Source organism: Tardiphaga sp. P4_G1 (genome assembly GCF_056401215.1).
Window position 1 is genome coordinate 78,538 of the sequence record NZ_JBFUJU010000015.1, and the last position, 23,385, is coordinate 101,922.

At 62.4% G+C, this 23,385-nt stretch carries 21 protein-coding genes; 17 read left to right on the plus strand and 4 right to left on the minus strand.

Annotated elements, in window-relative coordinates; translation table 11 throughout:
- The first annotated feature begins 231 nt into the window (after nucleotides 1–231).
- The 15 genes from AC1DUY_RS28570 to AC1DUY_RS28640 all read left to right on the plus strand — a co-directional run bounded on the left by AC1DUY_RS28570 (nucleotide 232) and on the right by AC1DUY_RS28640 (nucleotide 17,004).
- Nucleotides 232–1,299, plus strand: coding sequence for an ABC transporter ATP-binding protein (locus tag AC1DUY_RS28570; protein WP_089267200.1), 1,068 nt, complete (start codon nucleotides 232–234; stop codon nucleotides 1,297–1,299).
- Between the two features lie 73 nt (nucleotides 1,300–1,372).
- Nucleotides 1,373–2,698, plus strand: coding sequence for an ABC transporter substrate-binding protein (locus tag AC1DUY_RS28575; RefSeq protein ID WP_175367345.1), 1,326 nt, complete (start codon nucleotides 1,373–1,375; stop codon nucleotides 2,696–2,698).
- A gap of 98 nt (nucleotides 2,699–2,796) precedes the next feature.
- Nucleotides 2,797–3,210 carry a RidA family protein gene (locus AC1DUY_RS28580; protein ID WP_231080906.1) on the plus strand — a complete coding sequence of 138 codons (414 nt, stop codon included), beginning with the start codon at nucleotides 2,797–2,799 and terminating at the stop codon, nucleotides 3,208–3,210.
- A 70-nt stretch (nucleotides 3,211–3,280) separates the two neighbouring features.
- Nucleotides 3,281–4,240, plus strand: a complete 960-nt coding sequence (locus AC1DUY_RS28585; RefSeq protein ID WP_231080905.1) for a carbohydrate ABC transporter permease — start codon at nucleotides 3,281–3,283, stop codon at nucleotides 4,238–4,240.
- Complete coding sequence (locus AC1DUY_RS28590; RefSeq protein ID WP_089267203.1) at nucleotides 4,233–5,150, plus strand: carbohydrate ABC transporter permease; 918 nt, start codon at nucleotides 4,233–4,235, stop codon at nucleotides 5,148–5,150. Before AC1DUY_RS28585 ends, AC1DUY_RS28590 begins: the two co-directional genes overlap by 8 nt.
- A gap of 164 nt (nucleotides 5,151–5,314) precedes the next feature.
- Nucleotides 5,315–6,301, plus strand: coding sequence for a D-erythronate dehydrogenase (gene denD / locus AC1DUY_RS28595; RefSeq protein ID WP_184515802.1), 987 nt, complete (start codon nucleotides 5,315–5,317; stop codon nucleotides 6,299–6,301).
- 7 nt (nucleotides 6,302–6,308) lie between these two features.
- Entirely contained in the window at nucleotides 6,309–7,232 is a 924-nt protein-coding gene (locus AC1DUY_RS28600) for a sugar kinase (RefSeq protein WP_231080903.1), read from the plus strand.
- Nucleotides 7,233–7,245: 13 nt separating this feature from the next.
- Nucleotides 7,246–7,908: a bifunctional 4-hydroxy-2-oxoglutarate aldolase/2-dehydro-3-deoxy-phosphogluconate aldolase gene (eda, locus tag AC1DUY_RS28605; RefSeq protein WP_309944410.1), complete on the plus strand. Its 663-nt coding sequence runs from the start codon at nucleotides 7,246–7,248 to the stop codon at nucleotides 7,906–7,908.
- A gap of 49 nt (nucleotides 7,909–7,957) precedes the next feature.
- Nucleotides 7,958–9,127 carry an acetyl-CoA acetyltransferase gene (locus tag AC1DUY_RS28610; protein ID WP_439063643.1) on the plus strand — a complete coding sequence of 390 codons (1,170 nt, stop codon included), beginning with the start codon at nucleotides 7,958–7,960 and terminating at the stop codon, nucleotides 9,125–9,127.
- 29 nt (nucleotides 9,128–9,156) lie between these two features.
- On the plus strand, nucleotides 9,157–10,704 hold the full coding sequence (locus tag AC1DUY_RS28615) for a class I adenylate-forming enzyme family protein (protein ID WP_478118715.1): 1,548 nt from the start codon (nucleotides 9,157–9,159) through the stop codon (nucleotides 10,702–10,704).
- A gap of 142 nt (nucleotides 10,705–10,846) precedes the next feature.
- Nucleotides 10,847–12,070, plus strand: a complete 1,224-nt coding sequence (locus AC1DUY_RS28620) for a CaiB/BaiF CoA transferase family protein (RefSeq protein WP_478118717.1) — start codon at nucleotides 10,847–10,849, stop codon at nucleotides 12,068–12,070.
- Between the two features lie 3 nt (nucleotides 12,071–12,073).
- Entirely contained in the window at nucleotides 12,074–13,240 is a 1,167-nt protein-coding gene (locus tag AC1DUY_RS28625) for an acyl-CoA dehydrogenase family protein (protein WP_089267210.1), read from the plus strand.
- 187 nt (nucleotides 13,241–13,427) lie between these two features.
- Entirely contained in the window at nucleotides 13,428–14,564 is a 1,137-nt protein-coding gene (locus tag AC1DUY_RS28630; protein WP_478118720.1) for a thiolase family protein, read from the plus strand.
- Nucleotides 14,561–14,929 carry a Zn-ribbon domain-containing OB-fold protein gene (locus AC1DUY_RS28635; protein ID WP_478118722.1) on the plus strand — a complete coding sequence of 123 codons (369 nt, stop codon included), beginning with the start codon at nucleotides 14,561–14,563 and terminating at the stop codon, nucleotides 14,927–14,929. The genes AC1DUY_RS28630 and AC1DUY_RS28635 overlap by 4 nt, the downstream gene beginning before the upstream one ends.
- Nucleotides 14,926–17,004, plus strand: a complete 2,079-nt coding sequence (locus AC1DUY_RS28640; RefSeq protein WP_478118724.1) for an acetate--CoA ligase family protein — start codon at nucleotides 14,926–14,928, stop codon at nucleotides 17,002–17,004. The genes AC1DUY_RS28635 and AC1DUY_RS28640 overlap by 4 nt, the downstream gene beginning before the upstream one ends.
- A 42-nt stretch (nucleotides 17,005–17,046) precedes the next feature.
- On the opposite strand, the gene AC1DUY_RS28645 is transcribed toward AC1DUY_RS28640, so the two are convergent.
- Nucleotides 17,047–17,910: a LysR substrate-binding domain-containing protein gene (locus AC1DUY_RS28645; protein ID WP_320443890.1), complete on the minus strand. Its 864-nt coding sequence runs from the start codon at nucleotides 17,908–17,910 to the stop codon at nucleotides 17,047–17,049.
- Between the two features lie 98 nt (nucleotides 17,911–18,008).
- Between AC1DUY_RS28645 and AC1DUY_RS28650 the strand changes: the two genes are divergently transcribed.
- A complete protein-coding gene (locus tag AC1DUY_RS28650) occupies nucleotides 18,009–19,019 on the plus strand; it encodes a bile acid:sodium symporter family protein (protein ID WP_478118726.1) in 1,011 nt (336 codons plus the stop codon).
- 80 nt (nucleotides 19,020–19,099) lie between these two features.
- Here the strand turns inward: AC1DUY_RS28650 and AC1DUY_RS28655 are convergent, their stop codons facing one another.
- On the minus strand, nucleotides 19,100–20,227 hold the full coding sequence (locus AC1DUY_RS28655) for an S-(hydroxymethyl)glutathione dehydrogenase/class III alcohol dehydrogenase (RefSeq protein WP_120291114.1): 1,128 nt from the start codon (nucleotides 20,225–20,227) through the stop codon (nucleotides 19,100–19,102).
- Between the two features lie 101 nt (nucleotides 20,228–20,328).
- Here AC1DUY_RS28655 and AC1DUY_RS28660 point away from each other — a divergent pair, with 101 nt between their 5' ends.
- A complete protein-coding gene (locus AC1DUY_RS28660; protein ID WP_441229358.1) occupies nucleotides 20,329–21,216 on the plus strand; it encodes a DMT family transporter in 888 nt (295 codons plus the stop codon).
- A gap of 82 nt (nucleotides 21,217–21,298) precedes the next feature.
- On the opposite strand, the gene AC1DUY_RS28665 is transcribed toward AC1DUY_RS28660, so the two are convergent.
- Both AC1DUY_RS28665 and AC1DUY_RS28670 read right to left on the minus strand, forming a co-directional pair.
- On the minus strand, nucleotides 21,299–21,661 hold the full coding sequence (locus tag AC1DUY_RS28665; protein WP_068730647.1) for a hypothetical protein: 363 nt from the start codon (nucleotides 21,659–21,661) through the stop codon (nucleotides 21,299–21,301).
- Nucleotides 21,662–21,735: 74 nt separating this feature from the next.
- Nucleotides 21,736–23,232: a cryptochrome/photolyase family protein gene (locus AC1DUY_RS28670; protein ID WP_478118729.1), complete on the minus strand. Its 1,497-nt coding sequence runs from the start codon at nucleotides 23,230–23,232 to the stop codon at nucleotides 21,736–21,738.
- Nucleotides 23,233–23,385: the final 153 nt, after the last annotated feature.

Here is a 23,385-nt window from a genome sequence, read left to right on the forward strand (position 1 = left end):
TTCTCCCGCAGCGCACACTTTATATCTTGGTGCGTCGTCTCTTTTGATTGGTCACGAATGTTTGCACGCCACTGGCTGCTTCGCAACGTTTGCATCTGCGAAGTTTTTCTACGACTATGATCCAACGACACGCCGCCAGAAAATCTGGTAGGATGTCAGACAAGTAAGAACAGGCGGCTCCGGCAATCGGAGGACGCAGTCTCTAAAATGGGACATTTGGGAGGAAAATGTATGGCGTCCGTGCAGATTCACGACGTTCGTAAGTCTTTTGGCGGTTTTGAGGTTCTCCACGGCGTGTCGGTCCCCATCGAGGATGGCCAATTCGTGGTTCTGGTTGGGCCATCCGGCTGCGGAAAATCCACATTGCTGCGCATGTTGGCGGGCCTGGAGAAGATCACCTCCGGCACGATTTCGATCGGCGACCGCGTGGTCAATGATGTCCAGCCGAAAGAGCGCGACATCGCCATGGTGTTCCAGAATTACGCGCTGTATCCGCATATGACCGTTGCCCAGAATATGGGCTTCTCGCTCAAGCTGCGCGGCGCGGACAAAAGCGAGATCGATCAGAAGGTCAATCGCGCCGCCGATATTCTCGATTTGAGGCGATTGCTCGAGCGTTTTCCCCGGCAGTTGTCGGGCGGTCAGCGTCAGCGCGTCGCCATGGGCCGCGCCATTGTGCGTGACCCGCAGGTGTTTTTGTTCGACGAGCCGCTGTCGAATCTCGATGCCAAGCTGCGCGTCGCCATGCGCGCCGAGATCAAGGAACTGCATCAGCGCCTGAAGACGACGACGGTCTATGTGACGCATGACCAGATTGAGGCCATGACCATGGCCGACAAGATCGTGGTGATGCAGGACGGCATCGTCGAACAGATGGGCGCACCATTGGAGCTCTATGATCGTCCCGAGAACAAGTTCGTTGCGGGCTTCATCGGATCGCCGGCGATGAATTTCCTCGAAGGCACGCTGAAGGTGAACGGCGGCCAGCCTTGGGTGGAAACTGCCAATGGCGCGAAGCTGCCGATTACGGCAGCGCCTGCGGCAGGGAACGACAAGGCTGTCACTTACGGCATTCGTCCCGAGCATCTCGAATTCGCCGATGACGGCATCGAGGCCGAGGTCGTGGTGGTCGAGCCGATGGGGTCGGAGACTCAGGTCGTCGCACGTATCGGCACCCAGGACATCATCGCGATCTTCCGTGATCGACGTCCGGTCGCGCCGGGCGACAAGATTCATCTCAGGCCGCGCGCGAATTCGGCGCATCTGTTCGACAAGGAGACCGGCAAGCGCGTCAACTGACGCGCTGTTGCACCAAATCAATTTCAAAACATTGGTCGATCAACGAACCAATATTACAGGGAGAAGACGAAAGATGACTGGATTTACACCGGATCGCCGATCTCTGCTCAAGGGCGGCGCGATCACGCTTGCTGCTGCGGCGACCATGTCCGCGGATCAATTGCTGGGCTACGCAAAAGCCTGGGCGCAGGCCTCACAGTGGAAGCCGGAAGCTGGCGCCAAGATTAACCTGCTGCGCTGGAAGCGCTTCGTCGAAGCCGAAGACGTGGCCTTCATGAAGATCGTCGACGCCTTCCAGAAGGCAACCGGCGTCACCATCACCGTCTCCAACGAATCCTATGACGACATTCAGCCAAAGGCTTCGGTCGCGGCGAATACCGGGCAGGGCCTCGACATGGTCTGGGGCCTGTACTCCCTGCCGTTCCTGTTCCCGACCAAGTGCATGGACGTTTCCGACGTCGCCGACTATCTCGGCAAGAAGAACGGCGGCTGGGCCGAGTCCGGCAAGCAGTACGGCATGCATAACGGCAAGTGGATCGGCGTTCCGGTCGCTGCGACCGGCGGTCTGGTGAACTACCGCGTCGCTGCTGCGGAAAAGGCCGGGCACAAGACGTTCCCGAATGATCTCGGCGGCTTCCAGGATCTGTTCAAGGGCATGAACAAGAACGGCACCCCAGGCGGCATGGCGCTGGGCCACGCTTCGGGCGATGCCAATGGCTGGGTGCACTGGGCGCTGTGGGCCCATGGCGGCAAGCTGATCGACAAAGACAACAAGGTCACGATCAATTCTCCGGAGACCGCGAAGTCACTGGAATACGTCAAGTCGCTCTACGATAACTTCATTCCCGGCACCGCATCCTGGAACGACTCGTCGAACAACAAGGCATTCCTGGCCGGCCAGCTGCATCTGACCACCAATGGCATCTCGGTCTATGTGACCGCGAAGAAGGAAGCCCCGGCGATTGCCGAAGACATGAACCACGCGCATTTGCCCGTCGGTCTGGACGGCAAGCGGCGTGAGCTCCATCTCGGTTTCCCGATCCTGATCTTCTCCTTCACCAAGTTCCCGCAGGCTTGCAAGGCGTTCACCGCCTTCATGATGGAGCCCGAGCAGTTCAATCCGTGGGTCGAGTCAGCCCAGGGCTATCTGTCGCCGTTCCAGCTTGCTTTCGAGAAGAACCCGATCTGGACCGCCGATCCGAAGAACACGCCATATCGCGACGTGGCTTCGACGGCAACGACCCCGGCGGGCGAAGCGCAGATGAGCGAGAATGCGGCGGCGGCGATCGCCGACTTCGTGGTCGTCGACATGTACGCCAATTACTGCACGGGCCGCGAGGACGTGAAGACCGCGATGTCGTCTGCCGAGCGCGCGGCGAAGCGCATCTTCCGCGCCTGAGGACGACCTTGCCGGCGCGGAGCGACCCGCGCCGGCAACTCTCCGGAGCAGCCGTGAATCTCGTTTCACAAAAGGCTGCCTGAACGATGGGAATGGGAATGCCAGAGACCGACTACAAGACAGTTCTCCCGGAAGGCTGGACGCGGCCGCGCGGTTTTGCGCATGCGGTGGTGGCCGGCGGTACGCGGAGCGTCCGGATCTCCGGTCAGCTCGGCAAGCAGAACGGGCAGGGCGAAGTCGCCGCGGGATCCGACTTCGGGACGCAGTGGCGCTACGCGATGGAGAATCTCGTCACCGTGCTGAAGGCCGCGGGCGGCGAACCAAAGCAAATCGTGATGTTGCGCGCCTATGTGACCGACATCAACGCATTCAAGACGTCCGGCCCCGCCATTGGCGAGGCCTGGGGCGCGACGCTCGGCAAGCATTTTCCAGCAATGACACTGGTTCAGGTTTCCGCCCTGATCGATCCACACGCACGTGTCGAGATCGAGGGCGAAGCGATCCTGCCGTAACCGGATCATGACGCATGACTGACTGCACGACATCAGACCGAAGCCGACATCCGACTGGAGCTATCTTGCAATGACCACGATCCAGACATCGATGCCGGGGGCAGGGAAAGTGATCCCCAGATCCTCGGCCTGGGAGCGGCTGCGGATCAACCGCAACTGGCTCGCACTGTGGTTCATGCTGCCGGCCGCGGCATTCCTGCTGCTGTTTCTCGCTTACCCGCTGTTCCTCGGCGTCTGGATGAGCTTCACCGATGATCGCATCGGCCGCGGCGGCGTGTTTGTCGGCCTCGAGAATTATGAATGGCTGAAGGACGACAGCATCTTCTGGCTCTCGGTGTTCAACACGCTGCTCTATACGATCGTCGCCTCGGCCATCAAATTCGCCGTCGGCCTCTATCTGGCCCTGCTCTTGAACCGGCATATGCCGTTCAAGGCGCTGATCCGCGCCGCGGTGCTGATCCCGTTCATCGTGCCGACGGTGCTCTCGGCCATCGCCTTCTGGTGGATCTACGACTCGCAGTTTTCGATCATCTCGTGGTCGCTGATCAAAATGGGCCTGATCGACCACAACATCAATTTTCTCGGTGATAGCAACTGGGCACGCGGCAGCGTGATCTTCGCCAATATCTGGCGCGGTGTGCCGTTTGTGGCGATTACGTTGCTGGCGGGCCTGCAGACGGTGTCACCGTCGCTCTATGAAGCGGCGACGCTGGACGGCGCCACATCGTGGCAGCGCTTCCGCTTTATCACCTATCCGCTGCTGACGCCGATCATCGCGGTCGTGATGACCTTCTCGGTGCTGTTCACCTTCACGGACTTCCAGCTGATCTGGGCGCTGACTCGCGGCGGTCCGGTGAATGCAACGCATCTGATGGCGACGCTGAGCTATCAGCGCGGCATTCTCTCGGGTCGTCTCGGCGAGGGCGCAGCCATCGCCACCGCCATGATCCCGTTCCTTCTGGCAGCCATCGCCATTTCCTGGTTCGGCATGCAACGCCGCAAGTGGCAGCAAGGCACTGACAATGACTGATCACGCCGTCGATCACCGCACAGCCGTCGCGCCGACCGTCGAGAAAGACGATCACAGCGAGGGCATGGCCTATCTGGAGTCGCTGCCGAGGCGCATCGTCACGCTCTACATCCCGCTGTTCATCATCGTGGTGATCTTGCTGTTCCCGTTCTACTGGATGGCGCTGACCTCGATCAAACCCGACGAGCAATTGATCGACATGGAGCGGTTCAATCCGTTCTGGGTGATCAAGCCGACCTTCAAGCACATTCAAAAGCTGCTGTTCGAAACCAACTATCCGCAGTGGCTCTGGAACACGATGTATGTGGCAGCGGCTTCGACATTTTTGTCGATCGTTGCCAGTGTGCTCGCCGCCTATGCCATCGTGCGGCTGCGCTTCCGTGGTGCGGAGACAGTCGGGGCGCTGATCTTCATGGCCTATCTGGTGCCGCCGTCGATCCTGTTCATCCCGCTGGCCTCGGTCATCCAGGCCTATGGCCTGTTCGACTCGCCGCTGTCGCTGATCCTGGTCTATCCGACGCTGCTGATCCCGTTCTCGACCTGGCTCCTGATGGGCTATTTCAAGACCATCCCGTTCGAGCTCGAGGAGTGCGCGCTGATCGACGGCGCCTCGCGCTGGCAGATCCTGGTCAAGATCATCATTCCGCTGGCGGTGCCCGGCCTGATCTCGGCCTTCATCTTCTCGTTCACTTTGTGCTGGAACGAGTTCATCTATGCGCTGACCTTCCTGCAATCGACCCAGAACAAGACCGTGCCTGTGGCCATCGTCAACGAATTCGTCGACGGCGACATCTACAAATGGGGCTCGCTGATGGCCGGCGCGTTGGTTGGCTCGCTGCCGCTGGTGATCCTCTATGCGTTCTTCGTCGAGCACTACGTATCGGCGATGACAGGCGCGGTGAAGGAGTAGGCGGCTTACCCAATGTACCGCCCTCATCCTGAGGAGCGGTCGTCTTCGACCGCGTCTCGAAGGATGGCCGTAGTCTCATTCATGGTTCGAGACGGCGCCAAAGAGGCGCCTCCTCACCATGAGGGCCAGAATTGAACCCAAGAACAACAAGAAGGAGTTTTCCCTTGCACATCCTCATCCTCGGCGCCGCCGGCATGGTTGGCCGCAAGCTCACAGAGAAACTGGTTCGCGACGGCCGTCTCGGAAATCGCGATATCACCCGCATGACCCTGCAGGATGTGGTGGCGCCGGCAAAGCCTGCGGGCGCGTCGATCCCGATCGAACTGGTGACATCGGACTTCGCCGATCCAAAGACGGCTGCGCCGCTGGTCGCCCACAAGCCGGAGGTCATCTTTCATCTCGCTGCCATCGTGTCAGGGGAGGCGGAGGCCGATTTCGACAAGGGCTATCGCATCAATCTCGACGGCACCCGCTACCTGATCGACGCTATCCGGGCCATCGGCGGCGGCTACAAGCCGCGGCTGGTCTTCACCTCGTCCATCGCGGTGTTCGGCGCGCCGTTCCCCGACAAGATCGGCGATGAGTTCATTCACACGCCGCTGACCTCCTATGGCACCCAGAAGTCGATCTGCGAAATGCTGATCGCCGACTATACCCGCAAGGGGTTCCTGGACGGCATCGGCATCCGCCTGCCGACCATCTGCGTCCGTCCGGGCGCGCCGAACAAGGCCGCCTCCGGTTTCTTCTCCAACATCATCCGCGAACCGCTGGCCGGCAAGGAAGCCATCCTGCCGGTGTCCGAGGATGTCCGCCACTGGCACGCGTCGCCGCGCTCTGCCGTGGGCTTTCTCGTTCACGCCGGCACCATGGATCTTCAGGCGATGGGCCCGCGGCGTAATCTCAGCATGCCCGGCATGTCGGTGACCGTCGGCGAGCAGCTCGCCGCGCTTGAGCGCGTGGCCGGCAAGAACGTCGTCGGGCGCATTAAGCGCGAGACCGATCCGGTCATCACTGGCATCGTGTCGGGCTGGCCGCGCGATTTTGACACCGCGCGCGCGCTGAAGCTCGGCTTCACCACGGCCGAGAAAACCTTCGACGACATCATCCGCATCCATATCGAGGATGAACTCGGCGGCAAGTTCGTCGATTGAGGCCACCATGCGGATCGCCAGCATCGGCGAATGCATGATCGAGCTGCGTCAGATGCCGGACGGGCACCTGACGCGATCCTTCGGCGGCGACACGCTGAACACTGCGGTCTATCTCGCCCGGCTTGGCGCGGAGGTCGATTATGTCACCGCGCTCGGTGACGATCCGCTCAGCGACGAGATGATTGCCGGCTGGCAGGCCGAGGGCATCGGCACTGAGCGGGTGATGCGCCTCAAGGGCAAGCTGCCCGGTTTGTATATGATCGAGACCAATGAGGCCGGCGAGCGCCGCTTCTATCACTGGCGCGATGCGTCGGCTGTCCGCAGCTTGTTAAGTCTGCCTGAGACCGACGCGTTGCTGGCAGCACTTGCGGACTATGATCTGATCTATCTCTCGGCCATCACGCTGTCGCTGTTCGACGTGGCGGGGCGCGACCGCTTGCTTGCCGCACTCCAGCGCAGCCGCACGGCCGGCGTCCGTATCGCCTTCGACACGAATTTCCGCGCCCGCGGCTGGCCCGATCTCGATCTGGCGCGCGCCGCGTTTCAGGATGCTTTTGCGGTCTCCGATATCGTGCTCGCCTCGGTCGAGGACTTGTTGCCGCTCTATCCCGGCGAGGCCGAGGACAAGCTGCTGTCGCGTATTGAAGCAGATGAAGTGGTGCTCAAGCTCGATAGCCCCGCGAGCATCATACGGCATCACGGCCAGTCGCGGCGTGTCGAGGCCAGCCCTGTCAGTGGTGCGGTGATCGATACCACCGCGGCCGGCGACAGTTTCGCTGCTGCCTATCTGCACGCACGTCTGAGCGGCGCTCAGCCCGTCGCCGCCGCACAGGCAGGCCACTATCTCGCCGGTACGGTCGTCTGCCATCCCGGCGCGATCATCCCGCGCGAGGCGATGCCCGATATGATCGCGTTCGATACATCCTTATGAGAGGACCATCCGCATGAACAAGCCTCTCGATATCGGTCAGCGTCAGGATCATCTGCGAAAGCTGCTGAAGGCAGCATTCGTCGTTCCCGTGCTCACGATCGAACGTGTTGCCGACGCCGTACCGCTGGCGCGCGCATTGGTCGCCGGTGGCGTTCGCACGCTGGAGATCACCTTGCGCACCGATGCCGCGGTGGAGGCGGCGAAGGCCGTCGTCGCCGAAGTGCCGGAGGCCATTGTTGGCATCGGCACGGTGCTCACGCCGGCGGATTTCCAGAAGGCCTATGCCATCGGGGCGCGCTTCACGGTCAGTCCCGGCGCGACGCGCGAATTGCTGGACATCGCAGCTTCCAGCGATCTGCCATTCCTGCCGGGCGTCGCCACGGCCTCGGAACTGATGCAGGCGCGCGAGCGCGGCTTTGACACTCTGAAATTCTTCCCCGCAGAACAGGCGGGTGGCATCGCGATGCTGCGCGCTTGGGCGGGACCGTTTCCGGATGTCAGGTTCTGCCCCACGGGTGGCATTGGCGAGGCCAATGCGGCGAACTGGCTCAGCGAGCCGATGGTTCTGGCGGTCGGCGGGTCCTGGATCTGTCCGTCGTCAATGGTACGTTCCGGCGACTGGGCAGGCATAACGGCCATGTGCGCGCGGACCATGAAATCCCTGCAAGCGCCATGAAGCCGGGCTATAACGGGCCCAATATTTGAAATCGATCAGGGAGACGACCATGACTGCCAGCATCGTTGGTTGGGCGCATATGCCTTTCGGAAAATTCGACGCCGAGACCGTCGAGAGCATGGTGGTTCGCGTTGCGACCGAAGCCATGGCCGATGCCGGCATCTCCGCATCTGACGTCGATGAAATCGTGCTCGGCCATTTCAACGCCGGCTTCTCGCCGCAGGACTTTACCGCGTCGCTGGTGCTGCAGGCCGATCCCGCCCTGCGCTTCAAGCCCGCCACGCGCGTCGAGAATGCCTGCGCCACCGGTTCGGCCGCTGTGCATCAGGGCATCAAGTCGATCGCCGCCGGCGCTGCTAAAATTGTTCTCGTGGTCGGTGTCGAACAGATGACCCGCACGCCCGGACCTGAAATCGGCAAGAACCTGCTGCGTGCTTCTTACTTGCCGGAAGACGGCGAGACGCCCGCAGGCTTCGCCGGCGTGTTCGGCGGGATCGCGCAAAAATACTTCCAGAAATACGGCGACCAGTCCGATGCGCTGGCGATGATCGCCGCCAAGAACCACGCCAATGGCGTCCACAATCCCTATGCGCAGATGCGCAAGGATGTCGGCTTCGAATTCTGTCGCTCCGAAAGCGACAAGAACCCGTTCGTCGCCGGCCCCTTGAAGCGCACAGACTGCTCGCTGGTGTCCGACGGCGCCGCGGCCTTGGTGCTGACGGATTCCGAGACCGCCAAGACCATGGGCAAGGCGGTCAACATCAAGGCCACCGGCCATGCGCAGGATTTCCTGCCGATGTCGAAGCGCGACATCCTTCAATTCGAGGGCTGCACCGTGGCCTGGCAGCAGGCGCTGAAGACCGCCGGCGTCGAGATCGGCGATCTCTCTTTCGTCGAAACCCATGACTGCTTCACCGTCGCCGAACTGATCGAATACGAAGCCATGGGCCTGACGCCGCGCGGGCAGGGTGCGCGCGCCATCAAGGAAGGCTGGACCCAGAAGGACGGCAAGCTGCCGATCAATCCGTCCGGCGGTCTCAAGGCGAAAGGCCATCCGATCGGCGCCACCGGTGTGTCGATGCACGTGCTGAGCGCAATGCAATTGCTGGGTCAGGCGCCCGAGGGCATGCAGATCAAGAATGCCAAGCTGGCCGGCATCTTCAATATGGGCGGCGCCGCAGTGGCGAACTACGTTTCGATCCTCGAGCCCGCGAAGTAACGCGCGGGCGACGCCGAGAAAAACGTACAATGAATGTCGCACAATGGCTGGCGTCGTCGGCGCGTCTGCATCCGCAGGCGCCGGCGCTGCTGACCGGCACCACGGTTCAGGCTGACTACAAAACCTTTGCGCGCCGCGCCGCGGCCATCGGTGCTGGCCTCGTACGCGATTACGGCATTCAGCCCGGCGACCGCGTCGCGCTGTTCATGTCGAATGCCACGCAATATCTCGAATGCATGTATGCGGTGTGGTGGATCGGCGCTGTCGTCATCCCGATCAATGCCAAGCTGCATGGCCGCGAGGCCGCGTGGATCTGCGACAATGCCGGCGCGAGGCTGGCCTTTGTCGACGACGACAGCCGGTCGGCACTGGTTCAGGTCGAGGAAGACCTGCCAACCGGCATGCAGATGCTGTCTATCGATAGCGAGACGTTTCACGAATTGCAGCATGGCGAGCCGGCCGGGATGGGGCCGCTGTCCCGTGACGACAACGATCTCGCCTGGCTGTTCTACACCTCCGGCACCACTGGGCGGCCGAAAGGCGTGATGCTCAGCCATGGCAATCTGGTGGCCATGTCCATGTGCTATCTTGCCGATGTGGATCAGGTGCGCGATGCCATCCTCTATGCCGCGCCGATCTCGCATGGCGCCGGCCTGTACAATTTTATCCATGTCCGCATGGCTGCCCGCCACGTCGTGCCGGAGAGCCAGGGCTTCGAGCCCGACGAAGTGCTCGATCTCGGCAAGCAAATCGGCGATGTCGCGATGTTCGCGGCGCCCACCATGGTGCGCCGTCTGGTTGATGCGGCGAAGAAGCGCGGCGAGAGCGGCGAGGGGCTGCGCACCATCGTCTATGGCGGCGGCCCGATGTATCTGGCCGACATTCGCGATGCCATTGCCACCATGGGGCAACGCTTCGTGCAGATCTACGGCCAGGGTGAATCGCCGATGACGATCACTTCGCTGCCGCGCGCCTTCCACGCCGATACAGACCACCCGCGCTATCTCGAACGCCTCGCTTCGGTCGGCCCGGCGCAGAGCGTGATGGAAGTGCGGATCACCGATGCCGACGGCAAGCCTTTGCCGGTTGGCGAGACCGGCGAGGTCGAGGCCAAGGGGCCGGCTGTGATGCTCGGCTACTGGAACAACGACAAGGCCAATGCCGAGACATTGAAGGACGGATGGCTCCGCACCGGCGATGTCGGCCGGCTCGACGACGACGGCTTTCTCACGCTGTCCGATCGCTCCAAGGACGTCATCATTTCCGGCGGTACCAATATCTATCCGCGCGAGGTCGAGGAGGCGCTGCTGACGCATCCCGCCGTGCGGGAAGTGTCGGCGATTGGCGTGCCCGAGCCGGACTGGGGCGAGGTCGTGGTCGCCTGTGTGGTGCTGGAGCCTGGCGCGTCGGCTGACGACGCTGCGCTCGACGCGCATTGCCTCGCCAATATCGCCCGTTTCAAGCGCCCCAAGCGCTACGTCTATCTGGATGCGCTGCCGAAGAACAATTATGGCAAGGTGCTCAAGACCGAGCTGCGGGAGATGATGCGCGCTTCGGCGTCAGCGGGGGCCGGCTAGTCGTTACCACTTTGACGCGTACCGGCATCCCACGCATACGGCCCCGCGTCTGGCGCCCTTGCGCCCGCCGAACGCCTCCCGCTAAGACGAAGGCAACAGGGCGCACTGGCGCCTGATCACACGCTTTCGGGAGCAAACGACTTTGACGGGACCACTTCACGGGATCAGGATCATCGACATGACCTCGGTGATGATGGGGCCTTATTGCACCCAGACGCTGGGTGACTACGGCGCCGATGTGATCAAGGTGGAGTCGCCCGATGGCGACGTGGTTCGGTCAATCGGACCGATGCGCAATCCCGGCATGGGCCCGATTTTCCTGAATACCAATCGCAGCAAGCGCTGCGTCTGCATCGACCTCAAGAAGGAAGAGGGCCGCGCGGCGCTGCTCAAGCTGGTCGAGACCGCCGACGTGCTGGTCTACAATGTCCGCCCGGCGGCGATGGCTCGCCTCAATCTCGGCTATGACGTCATGGCCAAGGTCAATCCACGGCTGATTTATGCGGGCGTGTTCGGCTTCAGCCAGGCCGGCCCCTATGCCGCCAAGCCCGCTTATGACGACCTGATCCAGGGTGCCACTGCATTGCCGGCGCTAAATGCGCGTATCAGCAGCGACGGTGTGCCGCGCTATGTGCCCAATGCGCTGGTCGATCGCATCGTCGGTCTCACCGCGCTTGGCGCCATCCTCGCCAGCGTCGTGCATCGCGACAAGACCGGCGAGGGCCAGCGCGTCGACATCCCGATGTTCGAGACCATGGCGAGCTTCATGATGGGCGACCACATGGGCGGCCTCACTTACGATCCGCCGCTCGACAAGGGCGGCTACGGCCGTCACCTGTCGCCGGACCGCCGGCCGTACCAGACCTCGGACGGCTATATCTGCGCGATGGTCTATAACGACAAGCAGTGGAAGAGCTTCCTCAAGCATGTCGGCCGCGAGGAGCTGTTCGACGATCCGCGCTTCGCGACCTTCCCGCAGCGCATCCAGCATATCGATACGGTGAATGCCGAACTGTCGCGCATCTTCACGACCAGGACGACGGCTGAGTGGGCCAAGCTGCTCGATGACGCCGACGTGCCGTCAACCCCGATGCACACGCTGGAAAGCATGATGCAGGATCCGCATATGCTGGCGACCGACTTCTTCCAGCAGGTCGAGCATCCGACCGAAGGTGCGATCCGCAGCATGAAGGTGTCGGCAACCTGGTCGAAGACCCCGGTCAATCCGACGCGCCTTGCCTCGCATCTCGGCGAACAGAATGCCGAGGTGCTGGCCGAGGTCGGCTATACGGCCGAGCAGATCGAGAAAATGCACAAGGATGGCGTGCTCCGACAGGCCGCTATCCCAGATACGTCGGAGCTGTAACGCATGGATTTCGCCCTCGACGCCAATCAGGAATCCATCCGCGACGCTATCGAGAAGATCTGCGCGCGCTTCGACGATGCCTACTGGCTGAAGAAGGACAAGGAGGGCGGTTTCCCCATCGACTTCCACAAGGCGATGGCTGACGCCGGCTGGCTCGGCATCTGTATACCCGAGGAATATGGCGGCTCGGGTTTGGGGATCACCGAGGCCGCGATCATGATGCGGGCGATTTCGGAATCCGGCGCCGGCATGTCGGGTGCGTCAGCCGTGCATATGAATGTGTTCGGCCTCAATCCGGTCGTCGTGTTCGGCACGCCCGAACAGTGCGCGCGCATGCTGCCGCCCATCGTGGACGGCACCGAGAAATCCTGCTTCGCGGTGACCGAGCCCAATACCGGCCTCAACACCACGCAGCTCAAGACCCGCGCCGTGCGCAAGGGCGACCGTTACATCGTCAACGGCCAGAAGGTCTGGATCTCCACCGCGCAGGTCGCCGAGAAAATCCTGTTGCTGGCGCGCACCACGCCGCTTGAAGAGGTGAAGAGCCCGACGCATGGGCTCAGCCTGTTCTATACGGATCTCGACCGCTCCAAGATCGCCGTGCACGAGATCGAAAAGCTCGGCCGCAAGGCCGTCGACTCCAACGAGCTGTTCATTGCCGATTTTGAAATTCCGGTCGAGGATCGCATCGGCGAAGAGGGCCACGGCTTCGAATATATCCTGCACGGCATGAACCCCGAGCGCATCCTGATCGCGGCGGAAGCCGTCGGTCTCGGCAAGGCTGCACTGAGGAAGGCGGCCGACTACGCCAAGGTGCGCAACGTGTTCAACCGCCCGATCGGCCAGAACCAGGCGATCCAGCATCCGCTCGCCAAGAACTGGATGGAGCTTGAAGCCGCTTGGCTGATGGTGCTGTCGGCCGGCTGGCAATATGACCAGGGACTGCCCTGTGGCCCCGCCGCGAATTCGGCGAAGTATCTCGCGGGCGAGGCTGGCTATCACGCCTGCGAACAGGCGGTGATGACCCATGGGGGCTTTGGTTACGCCAAGGAATATCATGTCGAGCGTTATCTCAGGGAGTCGCTGATCCCACGCATCGCCCCGATCAGCCGCGAACTGATCCTGAGCTTCATCGCCGAAAAGGCGCTCGGTTTGCCGAAGTCGTATTGATGATGACGATAGTGGTCGCGTCGCAATACCGGCCTCTCGATTCCCTCCCCCCTTGCGGGAGAGGGTCAGGAAGGGGGGTAACCACAGGCGACGTCATCCGCGGCTACCCCCGCCCCCGACCCCTCCGCGCCCGGCGAAGCTTCGCTTCGCTTGGGGGGAGGGGCGCACTGCTGCCGGAGTGTTTGTCATGAGCTACATCACCGGCGTCGGTCTTCTTCCCTACGGCAAGCACGAAGGATCATCGACCATCGACCTGATGAGCCGTGCCGTCGAACTCGCGCTCGCCGACGCCGGCCTCAAGCGCGGCGATATCGACGGCTTCCTGTGCGGCTATTCCACCACCATGCCGCATATCATGCTCGCCACCGTGTTCGCCGAGCACTTCGGCATCACGCCATCCTATGCCCATGCGATCCAGGTGGGCGGCGCCACCGGCATGGCGATGGCGATGCTGGCGCATCAGCTGGTCGAGGGCGGCGTTGCCAAACATGTGCTGGTGGTCGGGGGCGAGAACCGGCTGACCGGCCAGAGCCGCGATGCGTCGATCCAGGCGCTGGCGCAGGTCGGTCATCCCACTTACGAAGTGCCGCTCGGCCCGACCATCCCGGCCTATTACGGCCTCGTTGCTAATCGATACATGCATGAATACGGCGTGACGCAGGAAGACCTTGCCGAATTCGCCGTGCTGATGCGCCAGCACGCGCTGACTCATCCCGGTGCGCAGTTTCACGACCCGATCACCGTCGCCGACGTGATGGCCTCGAAGACCATTGCCACGCCGCTCAAACTGCTCGACTGCTGTCCGGTGTCCGATGGCGGCGCGGCCTTCGTCGTCAGCTATGAGCCGACCAGTTCAACCAAAATCCGCGTCCGCGGCGCTGCGCAGGCGCATACCCACCAGCACATCACCGCCGCGCCGGCGCTGTCCGAACTCGGCGCCGAGATTGCCATCGCGCGCGCGAAGAAGGCGACGGGCATCGAAATCTCTGACGTGCGCTATGCCGCGGTCTATGACAGCTTCACCATCACACTGGCGATGCTGCTGGAAGATCTCGGTCTCGCCGGCCGCGGCGAGGCGGCGGCGCAAGTGCGTGCCGGCCATTTCGGCCAGCACGGCGCGATGCCGCTCAACACCCACGGCGGTCTTCTCAGCTACGGTCATTGCGGCGTCGGCGGCGCCATGGCGCATCTCGTCGAAACACATTTGCAGATGACAGGCAGGGCCGAGAACCGTCAGGTCAGGGATGCTTCCGTCGCGCTGCTGCACGGTGACGGCGGTGTGCTGTCGTCCCATGTCAGCATGTTCCTGGAGCGCGTATCATGAGCGAGCTCAAGCCTGCCGCCGACTGGACCACCGGGACTGAAGCGATCGGCTATCAGTCGTGCCGTGCCTGCCAATCGATCCAGTATTTCCGCCGCAGCTTTTGCGCCGCCTGCGGGTCGTCCGATCTCGACGACAAAATCGCGAGCGGCGAGGGCACCGTCTATGCGGCCTCGCTCGTGCTGCGCGCCGGCACGCCGGAAGCGCGCGAGCATGTGCCCTATAATATTCTGCTCATCGACACCGCCGAAGGCTTTCGCATGATGGCCCACGGCGCCAACGATCTCGTGATCGGCGACAAGGTAAAAGCCGGCTATCGGCGATTCACCGGCCGCCTCGTACCGTTCTTCGAAAAGAATCCTCAATGAGCCGTCTGCGCTTCGCCCTCGATCCGAAATCCGTGGCCATCATCGGCGCCTCGGAAAATCCCAACAAGGTCGGCGGCCGTCCGGTCCACTATCTCCAGAAGTTCGGCTTCAAGGGCAAGATCTACCCGATCAATCCGTCGCGCACCGAGATCCAGGGCGAGAAGTGCTACAAGAGCCTCGCCGATCTGCCGGAAGCGCCGGAAATGGTGATTGTCGCGGTCGCCGGCGACAATGCCATTGGCGCCGTCGAGGATTGCGCCAAGGCCGGCGTCAAGATCGCACTGGTGATGGCCTCGGGCTTCGGCGAAGTCGACGCGATCGCCGGCAAGGCGAAAGAGCGCCGCATGGTCGAGATCGCGCATAAGCACGGCATGCGCATCGTTGGCCCGAATACACAGGGTCTCGCCAATTTCGGCACCGGCGCCATCGCGTCGTTCTCCACCATGTTCATGGAATTCGAGCGCGTTGAAGGCCATGTCGCCATGCTCAGCCAGAGCGGCGCGCTGTCCACGGTGCCGGTGGGCTTCCTCAATCCGCGTGGCATCGGCGTCCGCCATAGCCATGCCACCGGCAATGATAGCGACATCACCGTCGGCGAACTCGCCATTGCGGTGGCCGAGGATCCGGAAGTGAAGCTGATGCTGCTCTATCTCGAGAGCATTCCGGAGAAGAAGTATCTGGAGGAACTCTCCGAAGTCGCGCTCCATCGCAACCTGCCGATCATCGCGTTGAAATCCGGCCGCACCGATGCCGGCAAGGCGGCGGCGCAGTCACATACCGGCGCGCTCGCCAATGAAGACCGCGTCGTCGACGCCTTCCTCGAACATCACGGCATCTGGCGTGCGCCGGATATGCGCGGTCTCGTCGAGGCCACTGAGCTCTACCTGAAAGGCTGGAAGCCGCAGGGCCGTCGCCTGGTCGCGATCAGCAATTCCGGCGCGGTCTGCGTCATGACCGCGGATGCTGCTTCGACCGTCGGCATGCCGATGGCCAAGCTGGCACCCGAGACCGACAAGAAGCTGAAGGGCATCCTGCCAAGCTTCGCCACCACGACCAACCCGATCGATCTCACCGCGGCGCTGCTGTCGAACAGCCGGCTGTTCGGCGACATCCTGCCGGTGATCGCCGAAGATCCTGCGGCCGATGCTTTTGTCATTGGCGTGCCCGTGGCGGGCCCGGGCTACGACGTCCCGGCCTTCGCGCGCGACAGTGCCGCTTTCGCTGAGCAGACCGGCAAGCCGCTGGTGGTCGCGGCGACGCAGCCCAGCGTCGCCAAGGAGTTCCAGGCGCAGGGTGTCTCGGTATTCCCGACCGAGGTCGAGGCGGTCACCGCGCTGAATCAATATGTGTCGCATCATGAGCTGATGGTGCGCGTGAAGGCGCGCAAGCGTGGTCCGTCGTCGGCGTTGATCTCGGCCGACAAGACCGTGATGATGAATGAAGCCGACAGCCTCGCTCTGCTGGCATCGCGCGGCATCCCGGTGGTGCCGTATCGGCTCGTGCATTCCCGCGCTGAAGCCGAGGCGGCATTCGATACCATAGGCGGCAAAGTGGTGGTGAAGGGCTGCTCGGCCGACATCGCCCACAAGTCGGAACTTGGACTGGTCAAGCTCGGCGCCGCCTCGCGCGAGGCGGTCGGTGAGGTCTATGCCGAGATGGAAGAGATCATCCGTAAGCAGGGTTCGCGCTTCGACGGCGTCATCGTCGCCGCCATGACCGGCGGTCGCCGCGAGATCGTGATCGGCGCGCATCGTGATCCTGTCTTCGGCCCGGTGGTCATGGTTGGCGACGGCGGCAAATATGTCGAGGTGTTCAAGGACACCACACTGTTGCTGCCGCCTTTCATCAGGGACGATGCCAAGCGCGCGCTGGCGAAGCTGCGCATCGCGCCACTGTTCGAAGGCGTCCGCGGTGAGCCGCCGATGGATGTGGATGCGCTGGTCGATGCGATGGTGAAGATCGGAGAGTTGATGGCGGATACGTCCGCCAAGGTGATGAGCATCGACCTCAATCCGGTGATGTTGAATACGAACGGCTGCGTCGTGGTGGACGCCGTGGTGTTCAAGGGCGAGTAGGGCGCCTGGACAGATCGGCCAGCCGGAGAGAAGGACCATCCGTCAGCTTTGCCGATCGCGCGGACCGGCCCAGTTCATGATGGTCGTAGCGAGCGCTTCGACGGCAGGTGGTGGGTGGTCCGGTAAGATCACCGCGAACTGAATGTCGGGCAGTTTCGGAAGGCCTTCACGAGACGGCAGGATCGTCAAACCGGGCGGCATTAAACGGACTGAATGTGGCAACAGGCCGATGCCGGCACGCGCCGCAGCGCTCAGGCCGGAGACGTTGGCGCTCGTGAATGCGATGCGCCATCGTCGCCCCGCCGCTTCGAGAGTCTCCAGCACGCCGACGCGCGTGATGCTGGGCGGCGGGTAGAGGATGAGCGGCAAGGGACTGTCGGGATCGAGCCGGAATTCGGGATGCGCCATCCATTCGATCGGCTCTTTCCATGCAATCCTGCCCCGGCTGTCGCCATCTCGCCGCTTCACCAGTGCGAGATCCAGTCGACCCGCATCGAATGACGTGCGCAGATCCTCGCTCAGTCCCGAATGCAGTTCGATATCAAGCTCCGGATGCCGGCGCGCGAAAGCGGCGAGCACGTTCGGCAATGCCGACAACACGAAATCTTCCGATGCGCCGAACCGCAACCGGCCGCGCAGCGGCGCAGCCGACAGGTACTGCTGCAGATGGGCATAGCGTTCCAGGATCGAGCGCGCATGATCGAGCAGAACATCGCCATCCGGAGTGAGGCCCACCCGGTGGGTGCTGCGGTCGAACAAGCGACGGCCGGTCTGCTCTTCGAGGCGCCGGATGTGCTGGCTGACGGTCGATTGTTGCAGCCCGAGGAGACGGGCCGCGCCGGTGAAGCTCCCGGCATCGGCAACCGCGACGAAGCTTTGCAACAGGTCGACTGGCACATGATCCATGATCATCACGATACATGATGATTGATATCGTTGTTATGGGGATTTTGCATTAAGGCGGAAGAAATTAGATCTGGGCCATCAAACAGAGGCTCATCGCTATGATCACACGCCGCCATATCAAATTACCGGTCGATCAATTCCTGTTGTGGCTGACAGCAACAGTCGCGCTGGCTGCCGTGCTGCCCGCGCGCGGCGATGCCGCTGTCTATGTCGATCACACCGTCACCGCTGCTGTGGCGCTCCTCTTCCTGCTCTATGGCGCGCGCCTGTCGCCGACCGCCGTGAAGGAGGGCCTGCTGCATTGGCGGCTGCAGTCGATGGTGTTCTCCAGCACCTATCTTCTGTTTCCGCTCGTTGGCGTTGCGGCGAGTCTCGCGCTGCGTCCGTATTTGCCGGCCGACCTCGCCACCGGTCTTCTCTTCATGTGTCTGCTGCCGTCCACCGTACGATCATCTATCGCCTTCACCGCGATCGCGCGCGGGAATGTCCCGGCGGCGTTGTGCAGCGCATCAGTCTCCAATCTTCTCGGCGTCGTGCTCACGCCGATCCTGGTTGCGCTGTTGCTGTCTTCGGCAGGCAGCGGATTCTCCATCGTGGCGTTTGAGGAGATTGCCGCGCAGATCGTCGCGCCCTTCGTGGTCGGGCAGTTGATCCGCCCCTGGGTCGGTGCGTGGTTGCTCTCCCATTCGCGTCTCACCTCGGCGGTCGATCGCGGCTCCGTGCTGCTCATCGTCTATGCCGCCTTCAGCGCCTGCATGGTCGAGGGAATCTGGGGCCAGCTCTCGGTCGGCACTCTCGCAGGGGTTCTCGCCATCGATCTGGCGGTGCTTGCAGTTGTGATCGTCTCGACAATGCTGGCTAGCCGCTGGATGGGCTTCTCGACCGAGGATGAGATCGCCATTGTCTTCTGCGGATCAAAGAAGAGCATGGCGAGCGGCATTCCGATGGCCGCGATCCTTTTCCCGGGTCACGCCCTCGGCCTGATCGTGCTGCCGATCATGCTGTTTCATCAGGCTCAATTGTTCGTCTGCGCGATCCTTGCGCGGCGCTATGCGAGGCGCCGGGCTGAGCAGGGTATCGAAGGCGAAGCCGCGATGCTGCCGACGTGAGGCGTCGCTCGCTGGGTTGATGATGGCGCGCGAAGCTCGTTGGCTGCGTGCGCCATCCTTATTCAGAGCGGCAGATGCGCTTAAAACGTCACCACACCGCGGATACTCTCCCCGCGCTTCATCAGATCAAACCCCTTGTTGATGTCACTGAGCGGCATCACGTGGGTGATCATCGGGTCGATCTGGATCTTGCCCTGCATGTACCAGTCGACGATTTTCGGCACGTCGGTGCGGCCGCGGGCGCCGCCGAAAGCCGAGCCGCGCCAGACGCGGCCGGTCACCAGCTGGAACGGGCGTGTCGAGATTTCAGCGCCGGCCGGCGCCACGCCGATGACGATGGATTCGCCCCAGCCGCGGTGGCAGGCTTCCAGCGCCTGACGCATGACCGTGACATTGCCGGTGCAATCGAAGGTGTAATCGGCGCCGCCGATCTGGTCAGCGCCGCGTTTGGTCATGTCGATGAGATGTGGGACCAGATCCTTGCCCAACTCCTTCGGGTTAACGAAGTGAGTCATGCCGAAGCGCTCGCCCCAGGCCTTTCGGTCATTATTGATGTCGACGCCGATGATCATGTCGGCGCCGGCGAGCCGCAGGCCCTGCAGCACGTTGAGGCCGATGCCGCCGAGGCCGAACACGATCGCCTTGGCGCCTTGCTCGACCTTGGCGGTGTTGAACACAGCGCCGATGCCGGTGGTGACGCCGCAGCCGATATAGCAGACCTTGTCGAACGGCGCGTCCTCGCGGATTTTCGCCACCGCGATCTCGGGCAGCACGGTGTAATTCGCGAAGGTCGAGGTACCCATATAGTGGTGAACAGGCTTGCCCTCGAGCGAGAAGCGCGAGGTGCCATCGGGCATCAGGCCCTGACCCTGCGTCGCGCGAATGGACGTGCAGAGATTGGTCTTGCGCGACAGGCATGACGGGCACTGGCGGCATTCCGGCGTATAGAGCGGAATGACATGGTCGCCCTTCTTCACGGAGGTGACGCCGCGGCCGACATCGACGACGACGCCGGCGCCTTCATGGCCAAGGATCGCCGGAAACAGACCTTCGGGATCGGCGCCCGACAGCGTGAACTCGTCGGTGTGGCAGATGCCGGTGGCCTTGATCTCGATCAGCACTTCGCCGTCGCGCGGGCCTTCGAGCTGAACGGTGGTGATCTCCAGCGGCTTGCCGGCACTGATGGCAACGGCGGCGCGAACGTCCATGGCAAATTCCTTCGATAATGGTCTCGGTGTCGTGATGTCAGGCGGCAGGTCCGCGCAAACAGCCATTGCCGCTTAGCACATGATGGGGCAGTGAGCAGCCCATGAAACAGGTTCAGAAAAGCGATCTTGAAATCCTGATCGGACGCGCAGCACCCATCGTCTTCGTGCTGCTGTGGAGCACCGGTTTCATCGGCACCAAGTATGTGCTGAACGGCGCTGAACCTCTGACCTATCTGACCGTGCGCATGATGCTGGTGGTCGCGATCATGGCGGTGATCGTCGCATGGGTGCGACCGGCGTGGCCGGATCGCGCGGGCATCGGCCACAGCATCGTCGCCGGGCTGCTGGTGCAGGGGCTTTATCTCGCCGGTACCGTGTTTGCGGTCGCGCACGAGGTCCCGGTCGGTCTGTCGGCACTGATCCCGGGTCTGCAGCCGATCCTCACCTCGATCCTCGCCAGTCGGTTTCTCGGTGAGCGCGTCACGCCGCTGCAATGGGGCGGGGTGGCGCTCGGTCTCGCCGGCGTGTTGCTGATCCTGCATGGTCGGCCGATGACGGGCGAGGCGGGCTGGGGCTGGTTCGCGTCCGCCATTTCGCTGATCACGATCACCGTCGGCACGCTCTATCAGAAGCGCTATTGCGGCGGCATCGACTGGCGCACGGGCAGCTTCATTCAGCAACTCGCAGCAATGGTCATGCTCGGCATCGGCGCGTGGGCCCTTGAGACCAATGTGATCCACTGGTCGGCGGAGTTCGTGCTGTCGGTGGTGTGGCTCGCGGTGGTGCTGTCGATCGGCACCGTCGGGCTGCTCTACTGGCTGCTGCGGCGCCAGGCCTCGAGCCAGGTGGCGAGTCTGTTCTATCTGGTGCCGGCCGTGACGGCGCTGATGGCGTTCGTTCTGTTTGGTGAAAAGCTCGATGCCGTTGCCATCATCGGCATGATTGCCTGCGGCGCTGCGGTATTGCTGGTCAACCGCGCCAGGGCCTGACGCCATCCTGCGTCAATCCAGACCCCGGACATGAAAAAGCCTCCGGGCTTGGACCCGGAGGCTTTCACATCTGCGAAGAAGCTTACTTCTTCTTGGCAGCCTTCTTGGCCTTCTTGGCCTTCTTCGGAGCGGCCTTCTTGGCGGCCTTCTTCACGGTCTTCTTGGCAGCCTTCTTCACGGTCTTCTTGGCGGCCTTCTTGACGGTCTTCTTCACTGCTTTCTTAGCCATTGGTCTCGCTTTCTGGGTTTTCTTCTTTGAAGATTTCTTCGCAGAAGTTTTCTTGGTGGACTTCTTCGTCTTCTTAGCCGGGGTCACTTTCTTTGCGACTTTCTTTGCGGCCTTCTTGACCTTCTTCGCCACCGAGGTGGCGACTTCCTTAGTCGCGTCGGCTGCGCTGCTAAGCGCGTCCGTCACTTGCTCCAGGACTGGAGTGTCGTCGTTCATAGCATCCCCCAACATTGTCGACTTTTTCACGTTAGTCCGATTCGGGCGCGTGTTGAAGAGTGTGTTATCGACAGTCAACTATTTCGTATCGTTGTGTACGCCTTTAATGCGCGCTCGCGACCGACTTTGTGATCGACGATCGGCGACGGATAGTCTTTGCCTAAAGTGATTCCCGCGTTTTTGAGTTCGAGCGGTGAAGCCGTCCAAGGCTGATGAATCTGTTTTGTGGATAGTTCTGTCAGTTCGGGTATCCAGCGCCTGACATAGACACCACCGGGATCGAACTTCTCACCCTGCAGGATCGGATTGAAGACGCGGAAGTAGGGTGCTGCGTCCGCGCCGGAGCCTGCGACCCACTGCCAGTTGGCGGGATTGCTGCCTGCATCGGCGTCGACAAGCGTATCCCAGAACCACTTCTCGCCCTCGCGCCAGTCGATGAGCAGATGTTTGACGAGGAAAGATGCGACCACCATGCGTACGCGATTGTGCATCACACCGGTGTGCCAGAGCTCGCGCATGCCCGCATCGACGATCGGATAGCCGGTCAGACCGCGTTGCCACGCGCGCAGCGCCTTGTGATCGGTCTTCCATGGGAACTCATCGAAGGATGATTGCAGATTGCGCGTGGCCAAATCAGGAACATCGAACAGCAGATGGCGGCAGAACTCGCGCCAGCCGACTTCGCTCATGAACTTTGCGATGTCGCTGCTGTGCTTCGGATGTTCTGCAGCTGCGAAATGCGCGGCAGTCCAGATCTGTCGCGGAGTGATCTCGCCGAAGCGTAGATGCGGCGACAGGCGCGACGTGATCTCGCGGTCAGGTCGATCGCGGTCGCTGCTATAACCCGCGATCTCCTTGAGGAAACGCTTCAAGTGCTTCTGCGCGGCGGCTTCGCCTGGCGTCGACGTCTCGCGCAGACCGCCGGCCCAGTCGGGCTTCGATGGCTCTAGCGCCCAGTCGGCGAGCCTGTCGCTCTTCACCTTCGGCGCGGGCATTAGTTTCTTCGGCGCCGGAAGCGGCTTCGCCGGTTCGCCCATCGTCTGAACGCGCCGCCAGAACGGTGTGAACACGCGCAGGCCGCGGCTCTCCTTCGTGCCGGTCTCCTTGGCGCGGATTGTCGCAGGATGCGCCAGCAGGTCACCCGGAAAGCTCTGCGTGCCGACATCGAGGTCGGCAAGCGCTTCGGTAACGCCATCGGCGACCGCGAGATGCGGCGCCTGCGCGATCTCGTTCCAGAAGACGTGGCTGGCATCGACTGCGCGCGCCACATCGACAATGACGTCGGCCGCAGCGCCCTTGCGCAGCACCAGCGTGCCGCCGATGGCGTCAAGGCTTGCGCTGAGCGCGCGCAGCGACTGCGCTAGCCACCACCTCGTCGCGCCGCCCATCGGCCGCGCCTGCGGTGGCTTCAATGCCTTGCTCTGTTCATCGAGGATGTAGAGACAGATTACCGGCGCATTGCGCTTGGCTGCGGCATGAAGGGCAGGGTGATCGGACAGACGAAGGTCGTCGCGAAACCAGACGACGATAGGTGCCTGCGTCGGTGTTGAGGTCGAAGATTGATCGGTCATCACTCATCCAACGCGGATGTCGGGTGATTGATCCGGCCGCGAATACCGCGAGAGGCTTTGCAACCCTGCGCTCATAGGCGCCTAGTATCAGGATATTTATTACCGAATTGGTACTGGAAGCGGTTTGAAGCGATTCGCTACGCGACGACGTTC

Excerpts from the sequence above, each read along its gene's own strand:
- AC1DUY_RS28625 (WP_089267210.1), top strand. The coding sequence starts at position 12,074 with ATGGATTTCGCCCTCGACGCCAATCAGGAATCCATCCGCGACGCTATC.
- AC1DUY_RS28575 (WP_175367345.1), top strand. The coding sequence starts at position 1,373 with ATGACTGGATTTACACCGGATCGCCGATCTCTGCTCAAGGGCGGCGCG.
- AC1DUY_RS28645 (WP_320443890.1), bottom strand. The coding sequence starts at position 17,910 with ATGGATCATGTGCCAGTCGACCTGTTGCAAAGCTTCGTCGCGGTTGCC.
- AC1DUY_RS28610 (WP_439063643.1), top strand. The coding sequence starts at position 7,958 with ATGACTGCCAGCATCGTTGGTTGGGCGCATATGCCTTTCGGAAAATTC.
- AC1DUY_RS28650 (WP_478118726.1), top strand. The coding sequence starts at position 18,009 with ATGATCACACGCCGCCATATCAAATTACCGGTCGATCAATTCCTGTTG.
- AC1DUY_RS28670 (WP_478118729.1), bottom strand. The coding sequence starts at position 23,232 with ATGACCGATCAATCTTCGACCTCAACACCGACGCAGGCACCTATCGTC.
- AC1DUY_RS28585 (WP_231080905.1), top strand. The coding sequence starts at position 3,281 with ATGACCACGATCCAGACATCGATGCCGGGGGCAGGGAAAGTGATCCCC.
- AC1DUY_RS28600 (WP_231080903.1), top strand. The coding sequence starts at position 6,309 with ATGCGGATCGCCAGCATCGGCGAATGCATGATCGAGCTGCGTCAGATG.
- AC1DUY_RS28640 (WP_478118724.1), top strand. The coding sequence starts at position 14,926 with ATGAGCCGTCTGCGCTTCGCCCTCGATCCGAAATCCGTGGCCATCATC.
- AC1DUY_RS28580 (WP_231080906.1), top strand. The coding sequence starts at position 2,797 with ATGCCAGAGACCGACTACAAGACAGTTCTCCCGGAAGGCTGGACGCGG.
- AC1DUY_RS28655 (WP_120291114.1), bottom strand. The coding sequence starts at position 20,227 with ATGGACGTTCGCGCCGCCGTTGCCATCAGTGCCGGCAAGCCGCTGGAG.
- AC1DUY_RS28590 (WP_089267203.1), top strand. The coding sequence starts at position 4,233 with ATGACTGATCACGCCGTCGATCACCGCACAGCCGTCGCGCCGACCGTC.
- AC1DUY_RS28615 (WP_478118715.1), top strand. The coding sequence starts at position 9,157 with ATGAATGTCGCACAATGGCTGGCGTCGTCGGCGCGTCTGCATCCGCAG.
- eda (WP_309944410.1), top strand. The coding sequence starts at position 7,246 with ATGAACAAGCCTCTCGATATCGGTCAGCGTCAGGATCATCTGCGAAAG.
- AC1DUY_RS28660 (WP_441229358.1), top strand. The coding sequence starts at position 20,329 with ATGAAACAGGTTCAGAAAAGCGATCTTGAAATCCTGATCGGACGCGCA.
- AC1DUY_RS28630 (WP_478118720.1), top strand. The coding sequence starts at position 13,428 with ATGAGCTACATCACCGGCGTCGGTCTTCTTCCCTACGGCAAGCACGAA.
- AC1DUY_RS28635 (WP_478118722.1), top strand. The coding sequence starts at position 14,561 with ATGAGCGAGCTCAAGCCTGCCGCCGACTGGACCACCGGGACTGAAGCG.
- AC1DUY_RS28570 (WP_089267200.1), top strand. The coding sequence starts at position 232 with ATGGCGTCCGTGCAGATTCACGACGTTCGTAAGTCTTTTGGCGGTTTT.
- AC1DUY_RS28665 (WP_068730647.1), bottom strand. The coding sequence starts at position 21,661 with ATGAACGACGACACTCCAGTCCTGGAGCAAGTGACGGACGCGCTTAGC.